Annotated in this window: 22 protein-coding genes; 7 read left to right on the top strand and 15 right to left on the bottom strand. The window is 71.7% G+C overall.

Features of this window, described 5'->3' with window-relative positions; all coding sequences use genetic code 11:
* Positions 1-129: 129 nt before the first annotated feature.
* Together ACVW19_RS32645 and ACVW19_RS32640 are read left to right on the top strand one after the other, a co-directional pair.
* On the top strand, positions 130-792 hold the full coding sequence (locus tag ACVW19_RS32645; RefSeq protein ID WP_457464059.1) for a DUF4230 domain-containing protein: 663 nt from the start codon (positions 130-132) through the stop codon (positions 790-792).
* 85 nt (positions 793-877) lie between these two features.
* Positions 878-1,507 (top strand): VanZ family protein, encoded by a 630-nt coding sequence (locus tag ACVW19_RS32640; RefSeq protein ID WP_457464057.1) that lies wholly within the window; start codon positions 878-880, stop codon positions 1,505-1,507.
* 53 nt (positions 1,508-1,560) lie between these two features.
* Here ACVW19_RS32640 and ACVW19_RS32635 read toward each other — a convergent pair whose 3' ends face one another.
* The 3 genes from ACVW19_RS32635 to ACVW19_RS32625 form a co-directional block, all read right to left on the bottom strand.
* Entirely contained in the window at positions 1,561-1,800 is a 240-nt protein-coding gene (locus tag ACVW19_RS32635; protein ID WP_279331864.1) for a hypothetical protein, read from the bottom strand.
* 509 nt (positions 1,801-2,309) lie between these two features.
* Complete coding sequence (locus ACVW19_RS32630; protein WP_457464055.1) at positions 2,310-2,573, bottom strand: hypothetical protein; 264 nt, start codon at positions 2,571-2,573, stop codon at positions 2,310-2,312.
* Positions 2,574-2,670: 97 nt separating this feature from the next.
* The gene (locus tag ACVW19_RS32625) at positions 2,671-3,960 is read right to left on the bottom strand and encodes an ROK family protein (protein WP_457464054.1); all 1,290 of its coding nucleotides are present in this window, start codon (positions 3,958-3,960) and stop codon (positions 2,671-2,673) included.
* A 272-nt stretch (positions 3,961-4,232) separates the two neighbouring features.
* On the opposite strand from ACVW19_RS32625, the gene ACVW19_RS32620 reads away from it, so the two are divergent.
* The 3 genes from ACVW19_RS32620 to ACVW19_RS32610 all read left to right on the top strand — a co-directional run bounded on the left by ACVW19_RS32620 (position 4,233) and on the right by ACVW19_RS32610 (position 7,233).
* Positions 4,233-4,727 (top strand): FBP domain-containing protein, encoded by a 495-nt coding sequence (locus ACVW19_RS32620; RefSeq protein WP_457464052.1) that lies wholly within the window; start codon positions 4,233-4,235, stop codon positions 4,725-4,727.
* A gap of 137 nt (positions 4,728-4,864) precedes the next feature.
* Positions 4,865-6,118: an FUSC family protein gene (locus tag ACVW19_RS32615; protein WP_457464051.1), complete on the top strand. Its 1,254-nt coding sequence runs from the start codon at positions 4,865-4,867 to the stop codon at positions 6,116-6,118.
* Between the two features lie 56 nt (positions 6,119-6,174).
* Entirely contained in the window at positions 6,175-7,233 is a 1,059-nt protein-coding gene (locus ACVW19_RS32610; RefSeq protein WP_457464049.1) for a hypothetical protein, read from the top strand.
* A 252-nt stretch (positions 7,234-7,485) separates the two neighbouring features.
* Here the strand turns inward: ACVW19_RS32610 and ACVW19_RS32605 are convergent, their stop codons facing one another.
* Together ACVW19_RS32605 and ACVW19_RS32600 are read right to left on the bottom strand one after the other, a co-directional pair.
* Positions 7,486-8,214 (bottom strand): DUF2470 domain-containing protein, encoded by a 729-nt coding sequence (locus ACVW19_RS32605; RefSeq protein WP_457464047.1) that lies wholly within the window; start codon positions 8,212-8,214, stop codon positions 7,486-7,488.
* A gap of 99 nt (positions 8,215-8,313) precedes the next feature.
* Positions 8,314-8,928, bottom strand: a complete 615-nt coding sequence (locus ACVW19_RS32600; RefSeq protein ID WP_457464046.1) for a TetR/AcrR family transcriptional regulator — start codon at positions 8,926-8,928, stop codon at positions 8,314-8,316.
* 183 nt (positions 8,929-9,111) lie between these two features.
* Between ACVW19_RS32600 and ACVW19_RS32595 the strand changes: the two genes are divergently transcribed.
* Positions 9,112-10,662 (top strand): cytochrome P450, encoded by a 1,551-nt coding sequence (locus tag ACVW19_RS32595; protein WP_457464044.1) that lies wholly within the window; start codon positions 9,112-9,114, stop codon positions 10,660-10,662.
* On the opposite strand, the gene ACVW19_RS32590 is transcribed toward ACVW19_RS32595, so the two are convergent.
* The 10 genes from ACVW19_RS32590 to ACVW19_RS32545 form a co-directional block, all read right to left on the bottom strand.
* Positions 10,624-11,454 carry a pentapeptide repeat-containing protein gene (locus ACVW19_RS32590; RefSeq protein ID WP_457464042.1) on the bottom strand — a complete coding sequence of 277 codons (831 nt, stop codon included), beginning with the start codon at positions 11,452-11,454 and terminating at the stop codon, positions 10,624-10,626. The genes ACVW19_RS32595 and ACVW19_RS32590 overlap by 39 nt on opposite strands.
* A 43-nt stretch (positions 11,455-11,497) precedes the next feature.
* Positions 11,498-12,376, bottom strand: coding sequence for a sigma-70 family RNA polymerase sigma factor (locus ACVW19_RS32585; protein ID WP_457464888.1), 879 nt, complete (start codon positions 12,374-12,376; stop codon positions 11,498-11,500).
* Between the two features lie 83 nt (positions 12,377-12,459).
* The gene (locus tag ACVW19_RS32580) at positions 12,460-13,203 is read right to left on the bottom strand and encodes a PIG-L deacetylase family protein (protein ID WP_457464040.1); all 744 of its coding nucleotides are present in this window, start codon (positions 13,201-13,203) and stop codon (positions 12,460-12,462) included.
* A gap of 77 nt (positions 13,204-13,280) precedes the next feature.
* Positions 13,281-14,582, bottom strand: a complete 1,302-nt coding sequence (locus ACVW19_RS32575) for an alpha/beta fold hydrolase (protein ID WP_457464038.1) — start codon at positions 14,580-14,582, stop codon at positions 13,281-13,283.
* Between the two features lie 120 nt (positions 14,583-14,702).
* Positions 14,703-15,728, bottom strand: coding sequence for a LacI family DNA-binding transcriptional regulator (locus tag ACVW19_RS32570; protein ID WP_457464036.1), 1,026 nt, complete (start codon positions 15,726-15,728; stop codon positions 14,703-14,705).
* Positions 15,729-15,949: 221 nt separating this feature from the next.
* A complete protein-coding gene (locus tag ACVW19_RS32565; protein WP_457464035.1) occupies positions 15,950-16,270 on the bottom strand; it encodes an L-rhamnose mutarotase in 321 nt (106 codons plus the stop codon).
* A 31-nt stretch (positions 16,271-16,301) separates the two neighbouring features.
* On the bottom strand, positions 16,302-17,387 hold the full coding sequence (gene rhaS / locus ACVW19_RS32560) for a rhamnose ABC transporter substrate-binding protein (protein ID WP_457464033.1): 1,086 nt from the start codon (positions 17,385-17,387) through the stop codon (positions 16,302-16,304).
* 36 nt (positions 17,388-17,423) lie between these two features.
* Entirely contained in the window at positions 17,424-18,461 is a 1,038-nt protein-coding gene (locus ACVW19_RS32555; protein WP_457464031.1) for an ABC transporter permease, read from the bottom strand.
* Positions 18,454-19,494 (bottom strand): ABC transporter permease, encoded by a 1,041-nt coding sequence (locus ACVW19_RS32550; RefSeq protein ID WP_457464030.1) that lies wholly within the window; start codon positions 19,492-19,494, stop codon positions 18,454-18,456. The genes ACVW19_RS32555 and ACVW19_RS32550 overlap by 8 nt, the downstream gene beginning before the upstream one ends.
* A complete protein-coding gene (locus ACVW19_RS32545) occupies positions 19,491-21,005 on the bottom strand; it encodes a sugar ABC transporter ATP-binding protein (RefSeq protein ID WP_457464028.1) in 1,515 nt (504 codons plus the stop codon). Before ACVW19_RS32545 ends, ACVW19_RS32550 begins: the two co-directional genes overlap by 4 nt.
* Positions 21,006-21,267: 262 nt before the next feature.
* On the opposite strand from ACVW19_RS32545, the gene rhaI reads away from it, so the two are divergent.
* Positions 21,268-22,428, top strand: a complete 1,161-nt coding sequence (gene rhaI / locus ACVW19_RS32540; RefSeq protein ID WP_457464026.1) for an L-rhamnose isomerase — start codon at positions 21,268-21,270, stop codon at positions 22,426-22,428.
* Positions 22,429-22,456 lie beyond the last annotated feature (28 nt).

Genomic DNA, 22,456 nt, shown 5'->3' with positions numbered 1-22,456 from the left:
TCACCCAGCCCGCCGCACCGCTACGGCGTGCGCCCCCACGTGCTCCCGGCGATTTCCCCCGCATCTCAACTTCCCTGTCTGTCAGGGGAAGTGGGGGGCATTCGGTCAGTAGGAAGGAGGGCCGTCACCATGACGACTCCCATCAGGCGCCTCCCCGGGCGCATACCGGGCTGGGCGAAGGCACTGACCGCGGTGGTGGTGGTGCTCGCCGTGCTGTTCGCCGGTGTCCGGCTGAGCGTACTGCCGGGCCTGAAGGACCTGTTCGGCACGGAGACCCAGGACCGCTCCGGCCCCGCGCTCCTGGAGTCCATCCAGGACATCAGCCGGTACGACGCGGCGACCGGCAACTTCCAGGTCGTGGTGGATCTGGAGAAGGACGCCAGGTTCCTGCCCGACGCGGTCCGCGGCAGCCGCACCCTGTACGTGGGCGCGGGCACCGTCGACGCCTATGTCGACCTCGGAAAGCTCGGCAAGGACGACGTACAGGTCAATGAGGACCGTACGTCCGCCACCCTGCGGCTGCCGCACGCCCGCCTGGGCACTCCGGCACTCGACCCCGAGCGCTCCTACGCAGTCTCCAAGCAGCGCGGGCTGCTCGACCGCCTCGGTGACCTCTTCTCGGACAACCCCAACAGCGAGCAGGCCGTCCAGAAGCTCGCGGTACGGCACATCGGTGACGCGGCGAAGGAGAGCGGACTGACCGCCCGCGCCGAGAGCAACACCACGGGGATGCTCGAAGGGCTGCTGCGTTCCCTGGGGTTCAAGAAGGTGAAGGTCGCCTACGGCGGCTGAGCCGTACCGGCACAGGGGCGGCGTGATGGTCGCTTGGCCGGGTAACTGACCTATCCAGCACAGCAGTTGACCATAGGAGGACGGAATGCCCCGCACTGCCTCACGCCGGCTCTTCGGGTGGCGCCGCACGCCGGGCAGCGGTCCTGGACCCACACGCGGCGCCGGGGGCGGGAACGGCGGGCCGCGACCGCTGCCCCTGCCGATCCGGCTGCTCGCGATGCTGTGCGCCTTCGCCTTCATGGTCGTCTTCGCGATGATGCTGGCCCGGCTCACCCTGCAGCCCTCCCCCGCCTCGGAGGCGCTGATCCACACCAATCTGCGTCCCGGCCGTTCCCTGCGGGCCTATCTCGACCAGCCCGCGCTGCGCGACGCCGTGCGCCAGGTCGGCGGCAACATCCTTCTGGGCATGCCCTTCGGTCTCCTCGCGCCGGTGGTGGCCCCGCGCACCCGCGGGTTCCTGCGCGTGCTGCTGCTGACCGGGAGCGTGATGCTCATGGTGGAGTTCGCGCAGGGGGCCATGATCACCGGACGCGCCTTCGACATCGACGACGTCATCCTGAACACCGGTGGTGCGCTGATCGGGTATCTGCTGCTCGGACGGCGGCTCAGCCGCGCCGTGCACGCCCGGAGGCCGAAGGCCGACGCGAGGCCGAGCGCCGAGGGGAAGGCCGAGCCGATGCCCAAGGCCAAGTTGAAGAGCAGGAAACAGGCGTGACCCGGGCGGCACCACCACAGCCTCGGGGGCGGAGGGCGTCGCTCTCCTCGCGCCTACCGGCGAACGGTCCAGGTGAACTTGTCCCCGCCCACCCAGCGCACCGTGTCCGGGTCGTCGAGATCATGGACCGTGATCCCGAACGCGGCGGCGGCCAGCAGCACGTCCGTGATCGCTCTCGCCTCGCCGATCACTTCTCCGTCGATCTCCACGATCCGGAACGGTGGCGTACCGGGCTGTACGCCGAGCACCATGATCCGTGGATGGGTCACGTACAAGCTCCCACTTTCCGTCATGCATCAAAGGGTAGGCCGCAAACCGGGCGAACGCGGGTTCGGGGAGCCACCCGGCAGACGGGGACCCGACAGCCGGACCCGGGCACCCCGGAGCATCGACACCGACGCGTGCGCGCCGGGGCGGCTCGACCCGCAGATCCTCGGCTGCGTCCACGCCCGGGAGCCCGGCTCGAGGTGATACACATCACCCCAAACCGGGCGTACGGACGGAACACCCGGAAGCCGTTCCCCGTTGAAGGAGGCGTGGGTGCGGAGGGAACAGTGCCCCCGGGCCTCACCTTCCGCCCACAGGGACGATCGTTCGGCTGAAGCCCTGTGGAGCCGTCCGCCGAGAGGCGACCGCCGTACGTGCCCACCCCTGACCGCCCCGGCCGTGATTCCCCCGTCACGGCCGGGGCTTTCCCTTTTCCGGCGTTTCCCCGCGCTTTACCGCATTTCCCCGTACGGTTTCCCGCGTTTCCCCGTACGGTTCGTGCCGCACGGCGTTCGCCGCGCAGGCCTGCCGCGCGTCAGGCGGAGGGCTCGTCCGGCACCGGCTGGTCCGGGTTGGCGGAGGCCGAGTGCGGCGCGCCCCGGCGGCCGGTCCCGGCCTCGTCCGTGTCGGGGACGTCGGGCTGCCGCTCACCGGGCGCGTCCGGTCCGGCGGACTCCTCCTCATCGGCGGCGGGTGCGACCTCCCAGGGGTCCTCGCCCGCACCGGCCTGCTGGTCGGGCGGGTCCCGGGGAACACCCTGGCCGCTCTCGCCCGGTCCTTCGTCGCGGTGGTCGGTCATGCTCCTCTCCCTTCCTCCGCACGTCGTCACGTACGGCCGGCGTGTACGTGCGTCCGTACGCCGCCGCGCGAGTACCTGCGCTGTGAGCTGCGAAACCTCAGCGCGGCGTCCGTTCCTGGAGCGCTCTGCGCCAGGCGGGCTGCGGGGACTGCGGATCCGGGTCGGGGCGCCGTCCGCCGCGGGTGAAGAAGTCGGCGAGCGGCAGGATCGCGGCGCCGACGGTGACGGCGTCGGGGCCGAGGCTGCCCAGCTCGATCGTCACGTTCTCGGCGGGGTGGCGCAGCGCGTACGACAGGGCGTGCCTGCGCACGGCGGGCAGGAAGCGGGAGCCGAGCTGAAGGCCGGCCCAGCCGCCCATCAGGATGCGCTCCGGCTGGAAGAGGTTGATCAGGTCGGAGAGGCCGGCGCCCAGGTACTCGGCGGTCTCCTCCAGCACCGCGAGGGCGACCGGGTCGGCGGCGGTGCCGTCGGCGGGGTAGGCGGCGGCGAGCATCGAGGTCAGCGCCGTCTCCTCGTCGGTTCCGCCGGGGCCCCGGCCGCCCTCCTCCCGCCACCGGGCGAGCAGCGACTCGGCGCCCGCGTAGGCCTCCAGGCAGCCGAGCGCGCCGCAGCGGCAACGGCGGCCCCGTACCCGTACGGTCAGGTGCCCCCATTCGACCGCGCGGCCGTGCTCCGCCTCGGGCGTGACGAGGCAGGCGCCGACGCCGGAGCCGAAGAGGACGACGAGGGCGTTGCGGGCGCCGCGTCCGGCCCCGAACCACATCTCGGCCTGACCGAGGGTCTTGGCGCCGTTGTCGATGAAGTAGCGGACGCTCCCGGGCAGGGGTGAACCGCTGCGCAGCAGGGACTCCAGCTCGATGGCGTCCCAGCCGATGGTCTGCCCGTGCACGACGGCACCCCGGTCGGGAGTGTGCTCGACGATGCCGGGGACGCCGATACCGACACCGAGGAGCCGCTCGGGGGCGAGGCCGGCGGTGGTGAGCACCTCGGTGATTCCGGCGCGGATGTGGTCGACGATGACCTCGACCTCGTAGCGCTGCTGCTCCAGCGGGCGCTCGGCCCGGGCGAGTTCGGTGAGGGTCAGGTCGAACAGTTCGACCCGTACCCGGGTCTCGCCGACATCGACGCCGATCATGTGGCCGCTGACCGGTGCCACCCGCAGCAGGGTGCGCGGGCGGCCGCCGTCGGAGTCGACGCTGCCCGCCTCCTCGACCAGGCCGTCACCGATCAGGTCGGCGACGACATTGCTCACCGAACCGGAACTCAGCCCGGTCGCCGGGCCGAGCTCGAAGCGGCTGAGCGGGCCGTCGAAGTAGAGCCGCTGCAGCACGGCCGTACGGTTGGCCCGTCTGAGGTCGCGTACCGTGCGCCCGTTCCGCCCCGCCATATGGCTCCTTCCGAAACCCTGCCCGACCTGCAACATACCGTCGAGGACCGGATCGGCGCGACTTCCCCCCACCCTTATTTAATGTTGTGAACTAACTGTGAACCAACACTGCCGGCCCTCGTCACCGCGCCACAGCCCCCGCACTCCGCCCCGCGCCGACCCGCAGCGGGGCCTTCTCGGGGAAAAGCGCTGGCTCACGCTCCTTCGGGATCCTTACCCTGGGCCGGAAACCAGAGCCTCCAGGTTCAGAAAGGCCAGGCTGGGAGAGTCCCATGAGATCACTCACCGAACAAGACATCCGCGGTTCCTTTGTCAACTGTTCGAAGGGTGAGGCCAAGCGCCTGTTCGTACCCCACGATCTCGGGGAGCGGACCTGGGACGAGCTGGACTTCCTGGGCTGGCGGGACCCGGGTGCGCCCGACCGCGGCTACCTCGTCACCGAGCGTGCGGACCAGGGCCGCCTGGTGGGGGTGGCCCTGCGCTTCCAGCCCGCCCGGCGCGGGTTCCTGCACCGCAGCATGTGCTCGCTGTGCCTGACGACCCATCCGCGCGGAGGCGTCTCCCTGATGACCGCGCGCAGGGCGGGCCCGGCCGGGCGCGAGGGCAACTCGGTCGGCGCCTACATGTGCACCGACCTCGCCTGCTCCCTCTACCTGCGCGGCAAGAAGGTCCCGGAGACGGGCCCCCGCTTCGAGGAGACCCTCACTCTGGAGGAGCAGATCGCCCGCACGCTGGGCAACCTCCACGCCTTCCTCGACAAGGTGTGACACCCGGCCGCGGCATTGGTCGGCATCAGTCGGCGTTGGTCAGCATTTGGTCGGCGAACGCCCCGGTTCGTCACCCGGCTGACTACGGTCCTCCCCGAACACGTTCGACGCGTCCGGGGAAGGGGAACCGTCGGAGGATGCGAGTGGTTCGTGAGTGGGTGTCGCAGGCCAGGCAGTTCGTCAAGCAGCGGCGCGATCCCGTGGCCGTGCAGACGCTGCGTTCGGCGGCGGCGGCGACGATCGCTTACATCATCGCGCTGCGGCTGAGCCCGGAAGCCGCCCCGCTCACCGCTCCCCTGACGGCTCTGCTCGTCGTCCAGGTCACCCTGTTCTCCACGCTCACCACCGGCGTACGCCGGGTGAACGCCGTGGTGACCGGGGTGGTGGTCGCCATCCTCTTCAGCCTGCTGGTGGGGCTGAGCTGGTGGAGTCTGGGCCTGCTCATCCTGGCGTCACTGATCGTCGGCCGCCTCGTACGCGTGGACGAGTTCGTCCCCGAGGTGGCGATCAGCGCGATGCTGGTGCTCGGGGTGACCCACCACGGGGACACCGCGTGGGCGCGGATCGTGGAGACGCTGATCGGCGCCGTCGTCGGGCTCGCCTTCAACCTGCTGCTGGCCCCTCCGGTGTGGGTGGAGGAGGCCGGTGAGTCGATCGAGTCGCTGGCCCGGCGGGTGCGGCAGCTGATGCTGCGCCTGGGCGAGCAGGCCTCCGAGCGCACCCCCCACCACCGCGCGGCGGCCCGGCTGCACGAGGCCCGCCGGCTCGATCACGACATCTCCGAGGTGGACGCGGACCTCCGGCAGGCAGAGGACAGCCTGCGGCTGAACCCGCGGGTGCGGGAGGGTCTGCTGCACCGGGTCGTGCTGCGCACCGGCCTGGACACCCTGGAGATCTGCACGGTCGTCCTGCGGGTCCTGGCGCGCACCTTCACCGACCTCGCGAAGGAACGCGAGCCGGACCCCCTGTTCCCGCCGGAGACGGGTACCGCTGTCGAACAGCTGCTGTCCGAGATCTCCGATGCGGTGGTCAGCTTCTCGGTGCTGGTCACCTCGAGCGTCAGCGAGAGCGCGGAATCCGCGGAGGAGCGGCTCATCGCGGAACTGCAGCAAGCCGCCACGACCCGCGACCGGCTGGCCCGAATGCTGCTGGAGGAGGTGCGGCGGGACGCCCGTCAGTGGCAGTTGCACGGCGCGCTGCTGACCGAGGTCGACCGCATCCTCGACGAGATGGACATCGAGCACCGTTCGAAACGGCTGCTGGAGGAGCTGGACCGGCACGCACGCGAGCAGCGCGAACGCCTGCCGCGGCTCACCCGGATGCGGGAGCGGCTGCGCCTGCCGAAGCGGCTGCGCCGGAACCAGCGGGGTACCGCCGGGCGTTCTCTGTGACGGAACCGGCCGAGGGTGTGCGTGCCGTCGGCCACGGAGACGAAGGGGGCACGCGGATGACCGACACCACCGTGCGGATCGACGGGAACACCTTGCGGCTGCCTGGCGGTACGGCAGTGCGGTTCATCCGTACGCTGCGGCTGCCGGAGACCGGAACACACGCACTGCCGCCGGGCCTGGGCGAGTTTCCGGTACGGCGTGTCGCGGACTACGCGGAGTCGGTGCCCGAAGCCTGGCGGGCGCGCGGCGGTGTGATGCTCCCGGTGTATCTGCGGGAGGCCATGTGGCTGAGCTTCGCGGGCACCAAGGAGCCGGCCGCGCTGCAGGTGGGGGTCGGCAAGGTGTGCGCGGTCTCCGGCCGCCCGTGGAGCGACCGGCCGGCTCGCGACCCGCAGAACTACCTGGTGCTGCCCCGGCAGCCCTGGCTGGACGGCATCAACTCCGGGAAGGGCACGGTCCGCCAGTTCGTGGCCGTGCCGCTGGGGCTGGGCGCGACCGTCGAGGGCCAGGTCACCGGCGAGGAGGTGTGGGGCGGTGTCCAGTTGCAGTCCTTCCCGCTGAACCCTCAGGCGCTGGCCCGGTGGCGCGAGGAGGAGCGGGAGCGGGAGCGCCTGCGGGCGGAGCGGGCGCGGCTCTCGGCCCACACCGCCGGCTTCGGTGCCGCGCCCGCCATGGCGGCGCCGCCCGCGCCGGGCGCGGCACCCGCGGCGTCCGGCGGCACGCCCCGGGCCGCCGCGGCCATGGGGCTCGGTGTCGGCGGTTCGATGCGGCAGGAGGTCTACCAGGACGACCGGCCGCTGACGGACTGGTCCGAGCGGCCCGCCGGCCGGGTGTTCGTCCATCTGGTGACGCCTCCTCAGTGGCGGAGCATCACGGGTGAGGCGCCGCCGCCGTCCCCGGTGGACCGGGCCGCCTACACCCGGGCGGGGCTGCCCTGGTTCGACTACTACGACCAGGACGCGCGGGACCTCGAGCCGACCGACACGCTCCAGTCGGTGAAACCGGTCGGCGACTGGCTCGGGGACGACCACGAGCCCTGGCAGCCCCCGTCGCCGCATCAGGTGAAACCGCTCGGGGACGCGCAGGGCGAGCCGGTCGAGGACGGCGACTGGTAGGCACGGGTCCCGGGCCGGCCGGCGGCGGGTCGGCCCGGGGCGGTGGCACGGCTGTGGAGCACGCCCGCGGGCCGGGAGTCCACCCAGGTGCTGTCCGGCGGATCAGGCCGCAGGCGCGGGGTCCGGCACGCCCTCCCCCAAGCTCTTCGAGCAGGGGGGGACCCCATGAGCGGGAGGGACCCCCATCACCCCCGCTCACCCGCGCTGATGAGGCACCGTCGATTTCCTGCTCCCCGATTCGCCGGACATCCCCTAGCCGTCCCCGTCGGCGCGCTGTCGTTGCAGCGGGCGGGGGCAGGAGACCGTGCCCGCCTGGGAGAGGAGTACGTGCATACGCTCGGTGAGCTGGCCGAGGTCGTCGGCGGGCCGGTGGAACGGCAGCCGTACGTCGCCGCCGGTGCGGACGCGTTCGATGCGCAGCGTGAGTCCGTGCCGGTCGACGGCGAGCGGCTGCACGCGGACCGCGCCGTGCAGGCTGCCCGGGTCGACCAGACGGGTGAGCCGTTCGACCGCGTCGCCGTGGCAGTCGGCGAGGTGGGTCAGCAGCCGGGCCTCGGCGGTGGCGAGCGGGTCGGGGCGCGCCGCGGCGAACTCGTCCGGGTCGACGACGACTGCTCCGGTCGCCTGCCGCAGCACCACACGCGTGGCCCGGAAGGCGAGCCGGCCGTCCTCGACGGTGAACCGGCCCGCGAGCCACAGCCTGGCACGGATCCTCTTCCGCACCGGAACGGGTGCGACGTCGGCGAACTCCAGCACGGCGGACGGTTCGCCGCGGGGCGCGCAGATCGCGGCGGTGAGCAGCGCGCTCTCCTCGGGCACCTCCAGCAGGACACGGCCGTCGTCGCCCACACCGTGCGCACCTACGAACTCCTCCCGGAAGCCCTCCGCGGTCACCGCGCAGGACCATGCGGCGGCGAGCACGGAGCGGGCCCGTTCCGCCGCGCCGGGCTCGGCCGTCCAGACGTGCGTGTCGTCACCCATCCTCGAACCTCCTCTTAGGTAAGCCTTGCCTAACCTAGCGAAGATCGGGGCGCACGCCAACCAGGCGGCGTGACCTGTGCGAGACCTTTCGGCACCTTCTCAGAACGTGAGAACACCGAGCAGCGCGCGGGCACACAGATCGCGCACTTCTTCGCGGCTCAACTCGGAACCGCGCAGCCACTCCAGGCACACGGCCGTGGTGAAGGCCAGCCAGCCGCGCACGGCCAGACGGGTGTCCGGCCGCCGCCTCAGCAGTGGACCGAACTCGGCGTCCCCCGCAAGCGCCTGAAGAATCTGCCGCTCCTGCGCGGCCAGAGCGCGCCGGTAGACCCGGCGTACCGCCTGGTCCCCCGCCGCGTCGGCACGGTGGAAGGCCCGGTAGCCGTGCGCGTGCTCCTGGACGTACTCCAGGTAGGTGTCGAGTCCCGAGGCGAGCTGCCCGCGCACCGGGGCGCCGGGCACCGCCGCCGTCATGCGCAGCATCCGCTCGCTCTCGCGCTCGACGACCGCCGCGAAGAAGTCCCGCTTGGTGGGGAAGTAGTGGTACAGCAGCCCGCGCGAGACCCCGGCGATCTCGGCCACCTGCTCGATCCACACGTCGTCGTACGGACTCTCCGAGAACAGCCGCGCCCCGACCGACAGAAGCTGCTCGCGACGCTCCCCGGTACTGAGCCGGCGGCGCGTGCGCCCGCCCTCGCCCTCGTTCGCGGCCATCCCCGCACCTTACTTGACGCCGGTTCAACCGCCGGACCAGACTGGGACGCCCTATTGAACCCGCGTACAACACGTCTCGCGCTTCCCGAACTTCACGGCGCACCGCACCGTCCCCCGGACCACGCGCCGCGCCGCGCCGCGCCACGCCGCGTCGCAGGCGCTCGCCGGATCGAAGGAGACCGCATGGCGGAAACGACGACACCGACCGGACTGCCGAAGGGGTTTCGCAGCGCCGAGCGGGGCTGGCCCGAACTGCACCGCATCCCCCGCCCTCCCCACCGGGTCCCCCTCCTCGGGGACGTCCTCGGCTCGAACCGGCGCACTCCCCTGCAGGACTCGATGCGCCACGCCCGCCGGCTGGGGCCGATCTTCCGGCGGAACGCCTTCGGCAAGGAGTTCGTGTTCGTGTGGGGCGCGGACCTGGTGGCCGATCTGGCCGACGAGGCGCGCTTCGCCAAGCACGTGGGGCTGGGCGTGGCCAATCTGCGGCCGGTCGCGGGCGACGGCCTGTTCACCGCGTACAACCACGAACCCAACTGGCAGCTCGCCCATGACGTGCTCGCCCCCGGGTTCAACCGCGAGGCCATGGCGCGCTATCACACGATGATGCTGGCCGTGGCGGAGCGGCTGACCGACCACTGGGACCGCGCGGCAGGTGCGGGCCGGACCGTGGACGTGCCCGGCGACATGACCAGGCTGACGCTGGAGACGATCGCGCGCACCGGGTTCGGGCACGACTTCGGTTCGTTCGAACGGTCCCGTCCGCATCCCTTCGTCACCGCGATGGTCGGCACGCTCGCCTACGCGCAGCGGCGGAACTCCGTGCCCACGCCGCTGGCCCCGCTGCTGCTGCGGAGCGCGAGCCGGCGCAACGCCGCCGACATCGCCCGTCTCAACCGCATCGTCGACGACGTGGTGCGGACCCGGCGCGCGGACGGCGGCGGGGAGGGCGATCTGCTCGACCGGATGCTGGACACCGCGCACCCCGAGTCCGGCGAGCGGCTGTCGCCGGAGAACGTCCGCCGTCAGGTCATCACCTTCCTGATCGCCGGTCACGAGACCACCTCGGGCGCACTCTCCTTCGCCCTGCACCATCTCTCCCGGCACCCCGACGTCGCGGCCCGGGCCCGCGCCGAGGTGGACCGTGTCTGGGGCTCCGCGGCCGTTCCGGGCTACGAGCAGGTGGCCAGACTGCGGTACGTCCGCCGGGTGCTCGACGAGTCGCTGCGGCTGTGGCCCACCGCGCCCGCCTTCGCCCGGGAGGCCCGCGCGGACACGGTGCTGGCCGGGGAGCACCCGATGCGGCGGGGAGCGTGGACGCTGGTGCTGACCCCGATGCTGCACCGGGACCCCGGGGTGTGGGGACCCGACGCCGAGCGGTTCGACCCGGGCCGGTTCGACGCACCGGCCGTACGGTCCCGGCCCCCGCACACCTTCAAGCCGTTCGGCACCGGGGCGCGGGCCTGCATCGGGCGGCAGTTCGCGCTGCACGAGGCGACGCTGGTGCTCGGACTGCTGCTGCGCCGCTACGAGCTGCGGCCCGATCCGGACTACCGGCTGCGCGTGACCGAGCGGCTCACACTGATGCCGGAGGGACTGCGGCTGCGCCCGGAGCGGCGGACGGCACGGCCGGCCGGGGCCGAGGCCGCCGGGGTGTCCGACGTGTCCGGGGCGCCCGGACCCGCCGGCGCGCCGTCAGCGCACCGCTGTCCAGTGCGCGGGTCGGGTGAGTGACCCGGGCACTCTGGTGCCGGCGCTTCCCCGGGCCGCGTTCAGCTGGGGCTGGGTGAGGAAGAACGCGCCGGTCAGATCGGCGTCCGTGAGGTCGGTGTCGCGCAGGTCGGCGCCGATCAGGTCCGCGTCCCGCAGGTCGGCGCCGGTGAGGTCGGCGGCGATGAGGTAGGCGCCCCGCAGACTGACCCCGCGCAGATCGGCCCCCTGGAGACGGGCACCCATCAGATCCGCGCCCCGGCGGTCCTTCCTGCGCCCGCGAGCCCCGGCCCGCGCCAGTTCGCTCGTCCTCAGCAGCAGCACGTTGACGTCCTGCCGGTGGGCGCCCACGTCCAACGCGCCCAGTTCGTCAGGGGTCCCGCGGGTGAGCCGCTCGGTCTTCTCCAGCGCCCGGCGCAGCTCGGCGTGGACCGGACGCGCCGCGGTCAGGGTGAGCGCCTCGGTCAGGTACCAGAGCAGTTCGTGCAGCTGCCGGACGACCGGGAACACGTCGAACATGCGGCGGGCCCGCTCCGGCGGCCCGGTGCGCCAGTCCTGTCCGCCGAAGGTGATCTGTGAGACCTTCTGACCGGCGCCGAAGCAGTCGTAGACCGTGCAGCCGCTGAATCCCTCCTGCCGCAGCCGCGCGTGGATGCCGCAGCGGTGGTCCGCACGCAGGTTCCGGCAGGGCCTGCCGGCCTGCTTGTCCATCGCGAAGTCGGCGGACGCGGTGAACGGCAGAGCGACACAGCACAGCCCGAAACACTCCCCGCAGTCGCCGCGCAGGTCCGGCAGGCCGGTCTTCTCCTCTGGCATGCCGTTCAGCATACGGAACGAGAGATCGGTGCCGGTGCGGCGGTCACCCTCCGAGACCGGGCACCTCCAGTCGTTCGAGCCGCTCCGGGTCGGCCAGGATGTACATGCCGGTGATACGGCCGTCGGTGATGGTGACGGCCATGACCGACCGGGGTATGCCGTCGACGACGCTGATGAGGCCCAGCGAGTCGTTGACCATGACCTGGCGCGCCGCCGCGGTGTGCCGGGCGAACATCAGCGCCGACTCGGCCACCGTCCGCGCGCCCTGGAGGGCCTTCGACCCCGCGGCGCCCCGGACCAGGGCGCCCGCGTCCGCCCTGAGGGTCACCTCCGGGTGCAGGACGGCGACGAGCGCCTCGAAGTCACCGCCGCGCGCCGCCGCCATGAAGGCGTCGAGCACCTGCTTCTGCCGGCCGAGGTCGGGCTCGGACGACGGGGCGGCGTCCCGCACCCGGCGGCGGGCGCGGCTGGCGAGCTGCCGGGTGGCGGCCGGACTGCGCTCCACCACCGGGGCGATGTCGTCGAAGGGCACGGCGAACATGTCGTGCAGCACGAACGCGAGGCGTTCGTCGGGTTCCAGGTGCTCGAGCACCACCAGCAGGGCCACACCGACGGAGTCGGCCCGCAGCGCCTCCTGTTCCGGGTCGGCCGGTGCGACGGGCCTGACCACCGGGTCCGGGACGAAGGTCTCGTCGATGGGCTGTTCGCGGCGGGCGGCGCGGGAGCGCAGCAGGTCCAGGCAGATCCGGCCGGTCACGGTGGTCAGCCAGCCGCCGAGGTTGCCGATGGCGGCGGCGTCCTCCGTCCGGCTCAGCCTCAGCCAGGTCTCCTGGACCGCGTCGTCCGCCTCGGTCTGCGAGCCGAGCATCCGGTAGGCGACCGCCTTGAGGTGTCCGCGGTGCGCCTCGAAGCGCCCGGCCAGCGCGTCCGGGGCTGACGTGCCCTTCTCGGCACCCTTCTCGTCCGTCTCGCCCCCGGCGTTTCCGTCGTCCACGCCGCCACCCGTCACCGGGGGAACAGTTCGAAGGTGACCGCCGGCCGGCCCCCGAACCGCTTGCCCGACTCCCGGGCGTCCCCCGTCAGGAAGCCGCGTACATACGCCTCGGGATCCTCGTCGGTCAACGCCTCCAGGTAGGTGCGGTGTTCGAGCAGGGAGCGCACCGCCCGCTCCCGGCCGGCGGCCGCGTCCACGGCGTGGGTGGGCATGCTGGAGCCTGCCACGGCGACCCAGCGGACACCGTTCCAGGGTTCGAGGCCCTGCTCGGTCAGTTCCGGGAAGATCCACCGGTTGCCGGCGTCTCCGGCCGCGTCGAGCACCGCGCGGCCGACCGCCACGTGGTCCGGGGTGTTCCAGAACGTCTCGCCCCAGGTCTCCCGGTGGTTCAGGGTGATCAGCAGTTCTGGACGGTGGCGGCGAATGGCGGCGGCGATGTCCCGGCGCAGAGCGGTGCCGTACTCGATGACGCCGTCCCGGTGGTCCAGGAACTCCACGGTCGACACGCCGACCACGGCCGCGCTCGCCCTCTGCTCCCGCTCCCGGATCGGGCCGGCCTCGGCGGGCTCCAGGGTGTCGATGCCCGCCTCGCCGCGGGTCGCCAGCACATAGGCGACCTCACGGCCGGCGTCGGTCCAGGTCGCGATCGCGGCGGCGCAGCCGTACTCGAGATCGTCGGGGTGGGCGACCACGGCCAGCGCGCGCTGCCAGTCGCCGGGCATGGGCTCGAGTTGAGTGAACGTCACCTCGGTCATGTCCGCAGACTAACCCGTACCACCGACAACACCCCCGGGGCCCACACGGAGCACCGGGGTCACGCCTCACCCCGCGCTCACACCTCGCCCCGGGCCAGCGCCAGCAGCCGGTCCAGCACGCGGGGGCCGCCCGCTCGCACGCCGTCGTGCTCGAACTCGTCGGTGACCCAGGTGCGCAGGCCGCGGATCGCCCGCGCGGTGCGCAGGGAGTGCTCCGTGTCGACGTACATGTCGTCGTGGTAGACGGCCGCCGCGACCGGGACCTCGTTGACGGCGAGGCGGGCCGGGTCGTACAGGGGCGTCCAGTCGGTGCGGGCGGCGAGCAGTTCGGCGGTCTCGCGCAGCGGGCGCAGCGCGGGGTCGCAGTCGAACACCCAGGGGTGGACGGTCTCGCCGGTGAACAGCAGCGGCCCGTCGCCCGCGAGCGCCTTCGCCGCGTCGAACTGCGGGAACTCGGCCCGCACCCGCTCGGCCGACCAGTCGGTGGCCCGGCCGTCCTGGCCGTAGATCGACTCGTGGATGAGCGCGTAGAGCGGGTGCCCCGCGTACGACAGCAGGCCCTGCACCTGCTCCTGGAACGCGTCGGAGAGCGCGGGGCCCGCCGGGGTGCGGACGAAGGCGTCCTCGAGGAGGTAGTGCAGTCGGTGGCTGCCGTCTCCGCTGCCGAGGAGGATGCCGAGGGACTGGAACGCCTCGACGGTGAGCCGGTAGCCGTTGGGGAGGACGACCTCGTGGGTGAGGAGGTGGTCGGCGATCCGGCGGGCGCGCTCGACGTCCTGCGGGTAGCGGGCGTAATGGGCGGCGACCTTGCGCTCGATGCGCGGGTAGGCGGCCCGGTAGACGTCCTCGGGGCGGGCGTCCAGGGAGGGCAGTCCGCCGGTGATGAGAGCGGTGTCCAGGCCCTCGGGGGCGGTGGACAGGTAGGCGACCGTGCAGAAGCCGCCGAAGCTCTGGCCGAGGACGGTCCAGGGGGCGCCGCCGGTGACCTCGGGGCGGATCGCCTCGCAGTCGCGGACGATGGAGTCGGCGCGGAAACGGGCCAGGTAGTCGGCCTGCTCGGCGGGGCCGCCGCGCAGCGGGAGCGTTTGCCGGTTGGCGGGGGTGGAGCCGCCGGTGCCGCGCTGGTCGAGCAGCAGGACGCGGTAGTCCTTCAGGGCCCGGCCGAGCCATGCCTGCTGCCCGATGAAACGGTTCGCTCCGAAGCCGGGGCCGCCCTGGAGGTAGATCAGCCACGGCAGGTCCCGGCCGGCCTTGTCCGCGGCGACGACCTCACGCGCGTACAGCTCGATCGTCTCCCCGGAGGGGGCGTCGTGATCGAGGGGCACGGTGAAGCGGCGGTCGGTGAGGACGACGCCGGGCTGGCGGTAGCTGACGGTCAACGGGACTCCCGGGACGAACGAATTGTCGGATCGCGACCCAGTTCAACACATGTTCGTCCGGCCTTCGAGCCCGGGATCACACAATTCTTTCCGCTCCCGCCTCATCTTTCCGTGCATCGGTCAACGTGCCGACAGGCTGGAACGCCGGACCACGAGTTCCGGGCGCAGGACGACCCTCCGGTGCTCGTGGGGCGCGGCCGCGGTCCCGGTCTCCGTCTCCTCCAGCAGCAGCTCCGCCGCCAGGGCGCCCATGGTGACGGCGGGCTGCCGTACCGAGGTGAGGGGGACGGCCGCGGCGGCGGCGAACTCGATGTCGTCGTAGCCCACGATCGCCAGGTCGTCCGGGACGCCGACGCCGGCCGCGTACATGGCCTGGAGCACGCCGAGGGCGAGCAGGTCGTTGGCGCAGAACACGGCGGTGGGGCGGTCGGCGAGGCCGAGCAGCCTGGCGCCCGCGTCCCGTCCGGCGGCGACGTCGAGGCGGTCGGTGGGCAGCTCGCGCAGTCGCTCCGGGCCGAGTCCGGCCTCGGCGAGGGCGTTCAGGGCGCCGGTGCGCCGGTCCCGGACCTGGTTCAGGCCGGGCGGCCCGCTGACGTAGGCGAGGGACCGGTGTCCCGCGTCGACGAGGTGGCGCACGGCCAGCGCGCCGCCCGCCACGTCGTCCACGGAGACGGAGCACTCGGTGGTGCCCTCGGCGACCCGGTCGACCAGCACGAAGGGGATGCCGTGCCGGCGGAAGGCCTCGATGTTGCGGCCGGTGGCGTCGGCCGGGGTGAGCAGCACGCCCCGCACCCGCTGCTCGGCGAACAGGGAGAGGTACTCGGCCTCCTCGCCCGCGTTCTGGTCGCTGTTGCAGACCATCACGCCGAGTCCGGCAGCACGCGCGGCGCGCTCGGCGCCGCGCGCCACGTCGACGAAGAAGGGGTTGCCCATGTCGAGGACGAGCAGGCCCATGATCCGGCTGCGGCCCGCACGCAGTTGCCGTGCCGACTCGCTGCGGACGTAGCCCAGCCGGTCTATGGCGGACAGCACCCGTGCCCGGGTCTCGACGGCGACCGTGTCCGGGCGGTTGATCACATTGGAGACCGTGCCGACGGAGACTCCGGCGACGCGGGCGACGTCCTTGATACCCACCGACTGGGCCATCGGGCTGAAACCTCCGAGGAGACGTGGGGCGGCGGGTGGACCTTCACATTACCGGCACGGCCGCCCCGGGAGCGGTTGCCGTCGGGTGGGGCCGGGCGAGCGGCCGGAAGCCGGCGACCTGGTTCGTGGTGCACCGGCCGAAGAGACCGGAGCGGCCGGGGACGTGACCGGTGAACGCGTGCGGCCGGCAGGGTGCGTCGTCTCGTCCCGGGGCTCCGTTCTCAGGCGAGGTGGAAAACTTCGGTGAGCGGTCGCATCGCCTCGTCGGGGCGGGCACCGTCGAGGGATTCGAAGAAGGGGGCCATCTCGGTCTGCCAGCGGGCGTTGACCTCGGTGGCCTCCATGCCGGCCTTGGCGGCCTCGAAGTCCTCCGTCTCGAGGTAGCCGACGAGGAGGCCGTCGTCGCGCAGGAAGAGCGAGTAGTTGTGCCAGCCGGTGACCGAGAGCGCCTCGCGCATCTCGGGCCACACGGCGGCATGGCGTTCGCGGTACTCGGCGAGCTTGTCCTGGCGGACCTTGAGCAGGAAACAGACGCGCTGCATGAAGTACCGCTCCTTCCCTACTCGTTGATGCTCAGAAGTCGAACTGGTCGATGTTCTCGGCGGTGAAGACGGTGGGCTTGCCGAGGTTGATCACGCCGTCCTTGCCGATGGTGTACTCGCCCATCGCGCCGGCCGTGAAGGTCTCGCCCTCCTTGCCGGTGATCTGGCCGGAGGCCAGGGCGACGGCGGTGCGTGCGGCGAGTTCGCCGAGCTTCGCCGGGTCCCAGAGCTCGAACGCCTCGACGGTGCCGTTCTTGACGTACTTGCGCATGTCGTTGGGGGTGCCGAGACCGGTCAGCTTGACCTTGCCCTTGTACTTGGAGCCGGAGAGGTACTGGGCGGCGGCCTTGATGCCGACGGTGGTCGGGGAGATGATCCCCTTCAGGTTCGGGTGCTCCTGGAGCAGTCCCTGGGTCTGCTGGAAGGACTGCTGGGCGTCGTCGTTGCCGTAGGCGACCTTGACCAGCTTGATGTCCTTGTACTTGGGGTCCTTGAGTTCGTCCTTCATGAACTCGATCCAGGCGTTCTGGTTCGTGGCGGTCTGCGCGGCGGACAGGATCGCGATCTCGCCCTTGTAGTCGATCTGTTCGGCGAGCAGTTGCACCTCGGTGCGGCCCAGGTCCTCGCCGCTGGCCTGCGAGACGAAGGCGTTGCGGCAGTCGGCGGTGGTGTCGGAGTCGTAGGTGACGACCTTGATGCCGTTCTTCATGGCCTGCTTGAGCGCGGTGCACAGCGCGCCGGGGTCCTGCGCGGAGACGGCCATGGCGTCGACCTGCTGCTGGGTGAGCGTGTTGACGTAGGAGACCTGGCCGGCGGTGTCGGTGGCGCTGGAGGGGCCGACCTCCTTGTAGGTGGAGCCCAGTTCCTTCACGGCCTTCTCGCCGCCCTTGTCGGCGGTGGTGAAGTAGGGGTTGTTGACCTGCTTGGGGAGGAAGCCGACGGTCAGGCCCTTCTTGGTCGGCGCGTTCGGGTCGGCCTTGCCGGCCGTGGCGGCCTGGCCGCCGCCCTCGTTCTTGACGTCGTCCTTGGTGGTGCCGCCGCAGGCGGTGGCGGCCAGGGCGAGGGAGGTGACGGCGGCGAGGGCCGCGCAGGTCCGGCGGAGGGAAGTCTTGCGCATGGTGGATTCCTTACGGGCGAGACGGGCGAGGGGGATTCACGGGGCCGGAGTCGGTGTCCTGGACACCGGTGGCGGGGCGGATGCCGCCCGGCGTCCGGCGCGAGCGGCGGAGAGCTGCCGTGCCACGCGCGGGCCGAGCACGGAGACGACGAGCAGGACGCCGGTGACGACGATCTGCGACTGGGCGGAGACGTTGACGAGGCTCATCACGTTCTGCAGCGCGCCGAGCAGGAAGACGCCCGCGATCGCGCCGCCGAGGGTGCCCTTGCCGCCGTCGAAGTCGATGCCGCCGAGCAACACGGCGGCGACGACGGAGAGTTCGAGGCCGGTGGCGTTGTCGTAGCGGGCGCTGGCGTAGTGCAGGGCCCAGAAGACTCCGGTGAGGGAGGCCATCAGGCCGGTCAGTGTGAACAGGATCAGCTTCTGCCGCCTGACCCGGATGCCGGCGAACCGGGCGGCCTCCTCACTGGCACCGATGGCGAACAGCGACCGCCCGAACGGGGTGGCGTGCAGCGCGACCACGGCGATCGCGAGCAGCACCAGGAACGGCAGGAAGGCGTACGGGACGAAGGTGTCGCCGATGCGTCCGGCGGCGAAGTCCAGGTACTGCGCGGGGAAGTCGGTCACCGCGTCGGAGCCGAGCACGATCTGCGCGATGCCGCGGTAGGCGGCGAGGGTGCCGATGGTGACGGCGAGGGAGGGCAGCCCGAGCCGGGTCACGAGCAGACCGTTGACCAGTCCGCAGACCACACCGATGAGCAGGCAGATCGGGATGATCGTCTCGATGGCCAGGCCCTGGTTCCACAGGGCGCCCATCACCGCGCCGGACAGGCCGGCGGTGGAGGCGACGGAGAGGTCGATCTCACCGGAGACGACGAGCAGGGTCATGGGCAGGGCGATCAGTGCGATCGGCAGGGTGTTGCCGATCAGGAAGGACAGGTTGAGCGCGTTGCCGAAGCCGTCGACGGTCGCGAAGGACAGCAGCAGGACCACGACGAGCAGGGCGCCCACGACCGTGTCCCACCGCACGGACGGGGACCGGCGGACGGCGCGCGCGAGAGCGGAGTCAGCCATGGCGGGCGTTCCTCTTCTTCAGGGCGGTGGCCACGCGCAGCGCGACGATCCGGTCGACCGCGATGGCGAGGATGAGCAGGATGCCGTTGATGGCGAGCACCCACACGGAGCTGACGCCGAGGGCGGGCAGCACACTGTTGACGGAGGTCAGCAGCAGCGCGCCGAGCGCCGCGCCGTAGACGCTGCCGGAGCCGCCGGTGAAGACCACGCCGCCGACCACGACGGCGCTGACGACGGTGAGTTCGTAACCGCTGCCGGTGCCGGAGTCGACGTTGCCGAACCGGGCCAGGTACAGGGCGCCCGCGAGTCCGGCGAGGGCGCCGCAGAAGGTGTACGCGGCGAGGATCCGCTTGCGCACGGGGATGCCGGCCAGCCGGGCGGCCTCGGGGTTGGAGCCGAGCGCGTACAGCTCGCGTCCGCTGCCGAAGTGCTTCAGGTAGTACGCCGTCGCCACGAGCACCGCGAGGGCGATGAGCGCCAGGTAGGGCACCGCCGAGATGCCGCCGGATCCGAAGTCGACGAATCCGCCGGGGAGATCGGCGGCGGTGATCTGGCGGGAGCCGACCCAGACGGAGTCGATGCCGCGGATGATGTAGAGCGTGCCGAGGGTGACGACGAGGGCGGGCACCTGGCCGAGGCTGACGAGCAGTCCGTTGAGCAGTCCGAAACCGATGCCGAGCAGGACGGCGAGGGCGACGGCGACGACCGGGTTTCCGCCGCCCTGGAGGTGGATGCCGGCGGCGAAGGCGCTGATGCCGAGCGTGGAACCGACGGACAGGTCGACGTTGCGCGTGATGACGACGAGGGCCTGGCCGGTGGCGACCAGGACCAGGATGGTCGCGTTCAGCAGCAGGTCCTTGATGCCCTGTTCGGACAGGAACTCGCTGTTGCCGGCCTGGGTGACGGCGATCATCACCAGGAAGACGAGCAGGATGGCGAGTTCGCGCATCTTGAACACGCGGTCGACCAGCCGGGTGCCGCTCGACCTGGGCACCTCGGCGACGGGGGCGGGATCGGGGCTGACGACCGTCACGCGGCCCTCCCCGTGGCTGCGGCCATCACGGTTTCCTCGGTGGCGTCGGTACGGGGGATCTCGGCGGTGAGCCGGCCCTCGTGCATCACCAGCACGCGGTCGGCCATGCCGAGGATCTCGGGCAGGTCGGAGGAGATCATCAGCACGGCGACGCCGTCGGCGGCCAGTTGGGACAGCAGACGGTGCACCTCGGCCTTGGTGCCGACGTCGATGCCGCGGGTGGGTTCGTCCACGATCAGCACCTTGGGGCCGGTGGCGAGCCACTTGGCGAGGACGACCTTCTGCTGGTTGCCGCCGGAGAGGGTGTTGACGGTGTCGGCGATCCGGGCGTACTTGACGTGCAGTCTGACCGCCCAGTCCAGGGAGCGGTCGCGTTCGGCGCCCCGGTCCATCAGGCCGGCCCGGACCGTCGTACGGAGTCCGGTGAGACCGATGTTGCGCTCGATGGACATGTTCATCACCAGTCCCTGGGCGCGCCGGTCCTCGGGGACCAGGGCGAGGCCCGCGGCCATGGCGGTGGACGGAGCGCCGTTGGTGAGCGCCCGTCCGTCGACCTCGACCTCGCCGGCGTCCCAGCGGTCGACGCCGAACACGGCGCGGGCCACCTCGGTGCGCCCGGCGCCGACGAGCCCGGCGAGGCCGACGATCTCGCCGCGCCGCACGTCGAAGGAGACGTCGGTGAAGACCCCCTCGCGAGTCAGCCGGCGCACACTCAGGGCGATCTCGCCGGGGCGCACCTCCTGCTTGGGGTACAGCTCCTCGAGGTCGCGGCCGACCATGCGGCGCACCAGGTCGTCCTCGGTCATGCCGTCCAGCGGCTCACTGGCGATGCGGGCGCCGTCGCGCAGGGTGGTGACCCGCCCGCAGATCTCGAAGATCTCCTCCAGCCGGTGGGAGATGAACAGGACCGCCGCGCCCTGTTCGCGCAGGGTGCGCACGACGCCGAAGAGGCGGGCGACCTCGCTGCCGGTGAGGGCGGCGGTCGGCTCGTCCATGATCAGGACGCGGGCGTCGAAGGAGAGCGCCTTGGCGATCTCGACGATCTGCTGGTCGGCGATGGACAGGCCGCGGGCCGGCCGGCCGGGGTCGAGTTCGACGCCGAGCCGCCGCATGAGGGCGGCGGTCGCGGTGCGGGTGGCCTTGTGGTCGATCCGGCCGAGCGCACGCCGGGGCTGCCGGCCCATGTAGATGTTCTCGGCGATCGACAGGTCGGGGAAGAGCGTGGGCTCCTGGTAGATCACGGCGATTCCGGCGTCGCGGGCGTCGCCCGGACCGTGGAAGACGACGGGCTCGCCGTCGAGCAGCACCTGGCCGGTGTCCGGCCGGTGCACTCCGGCGAGCGTCTTGATGAGGGTCGACTTTCCGGCACCGTTCTCCCCGGCGAGGGCGTGCACCTCGCCGGGGAACAGTTCCAGGGAGACGTCCCGCAGCGCGCGGACCGCGCCGAAGGACTTGGAGATGCCCCTCAGTGCGAGAACCGGGGCCAAACCCGTGTCGGACGGGTGGGTCATGAGGGCTCCTCGACGACGTCGGCGGGACGGCCCTGGCGACGTCGTGAAAGGTTTCAACTGGGTTGCCGGGACGTTAGGCGCGCGGCGCATGTCACGTCAATGGGTCCCGGTCGAAAAAGTTTCGACAGCTTCAGGTCACACCCTGGTCACGGATCACGGTCTCGGCCGCAGGGGTTGACACCCCTGCGGAGGCCCCATAGCTTCCCGTCCTGAATCGTTTCACTCAGTGGTCGATACGACCCGATGTCACAGGAGCCCTGACGTGACCGAGCTCGCCGCGGCGAAGGCCGCTCTCAAGACACAGGTCGTCGAGACGCCGTCGTGGGCGTACGGCAACTCGGGGACCCGCTTCAAGGTGTTCGCGCAGCAGGGCGTGCCCCGCACCCCGCAGGAGAAGCTGGACGACGCGGCCAAGGTGCACGAGTTCACGGGGGCCGCACCCTTGGTGGCGCTGCACATCCCGTGGGACAAGGTCGACGACTACACCGCGCTGGCCGAGCACGCCGAGGACCGCGGTGTGCGGCTCGGCACGATCAACTCCAACACCTTCCAGGACGACGACTACCGGCTCGGCAGCATCTGCCATCCACAGCCGTCGGTGCGCCGCAAGGCCGTGGACCATCTGCTGGAGTGCGTCGACATCATGGACGCGACCGGGTCGAAGGACCTGAAGCTGTGGTTCGCCGACGGTACGAACTACCCGGGCCAGGACGACATCCGTGCCCGGCAGGACCGGCTCGCCGAGGGGCTCGCGGAGGTCTACGAGCGGCTCGGCGAGGGCCAGCGGATGCTGCTGGAGTACAAGTTCTTCGAGCCGGCGTTCTACACGACGGACGTCCCGGACTGGGGTACCGCGTACGCGCACTGCGTGAAGCTCGGGCCGAAGGCACAGGTCGTGGTGGACACGGGGCACCACGCGCCCGGGACCAACATCGAGTTCATCGTCGCGACGCTGCTGCGGGAGCAAAAGCTCGGCGGGTTCGACTTCAACTCGCGCTTCTACGCCGACGACGACCTGATGGCGGGCGCCGCCGACCCCTTCCAGCTGTTCCGGATCATGTACGAGGTGGTGCGCGGGGGCGGGTTCACTTCCGAGACCGCGTTCATGCTCGACCAGTGCCACAACATCGAGGCGAAGATCCCGGCGATCATTCGTTCCGTCATGAACGTCCAGGAGGCCACGGCGAAGGCTCTCCTCGTCGACCGGTCGGCGTTGGCCGATGCGCAGGCATCCGGCGATGTGCTCGGCGCCAACGCCGTGTTGATGGACGCGTACAACACGGATGTGCGGCCGCTGCTGTGTGAGGTGCGGGAGGAGATGGGGTTGGACCCCGACCCTGTTTCCGCCTATCGCCAGTCCGGGTGGGCGGAGAAGGTTGTCGCTGAGCGGGTTGGCGGGGAGCAGGCGGGGTGGGGGGCGTAGGCGTCTGCCGGGTTCTGTTGTTTTGCGG

It is taken from the genome of Streptomyces sp. TE5632 (assembly GCF_054061295.1).
Note: the sequence above shows the minus strand (reverse complement) of the source record. Positions and strands in the feature narration are given on the sequence as shown.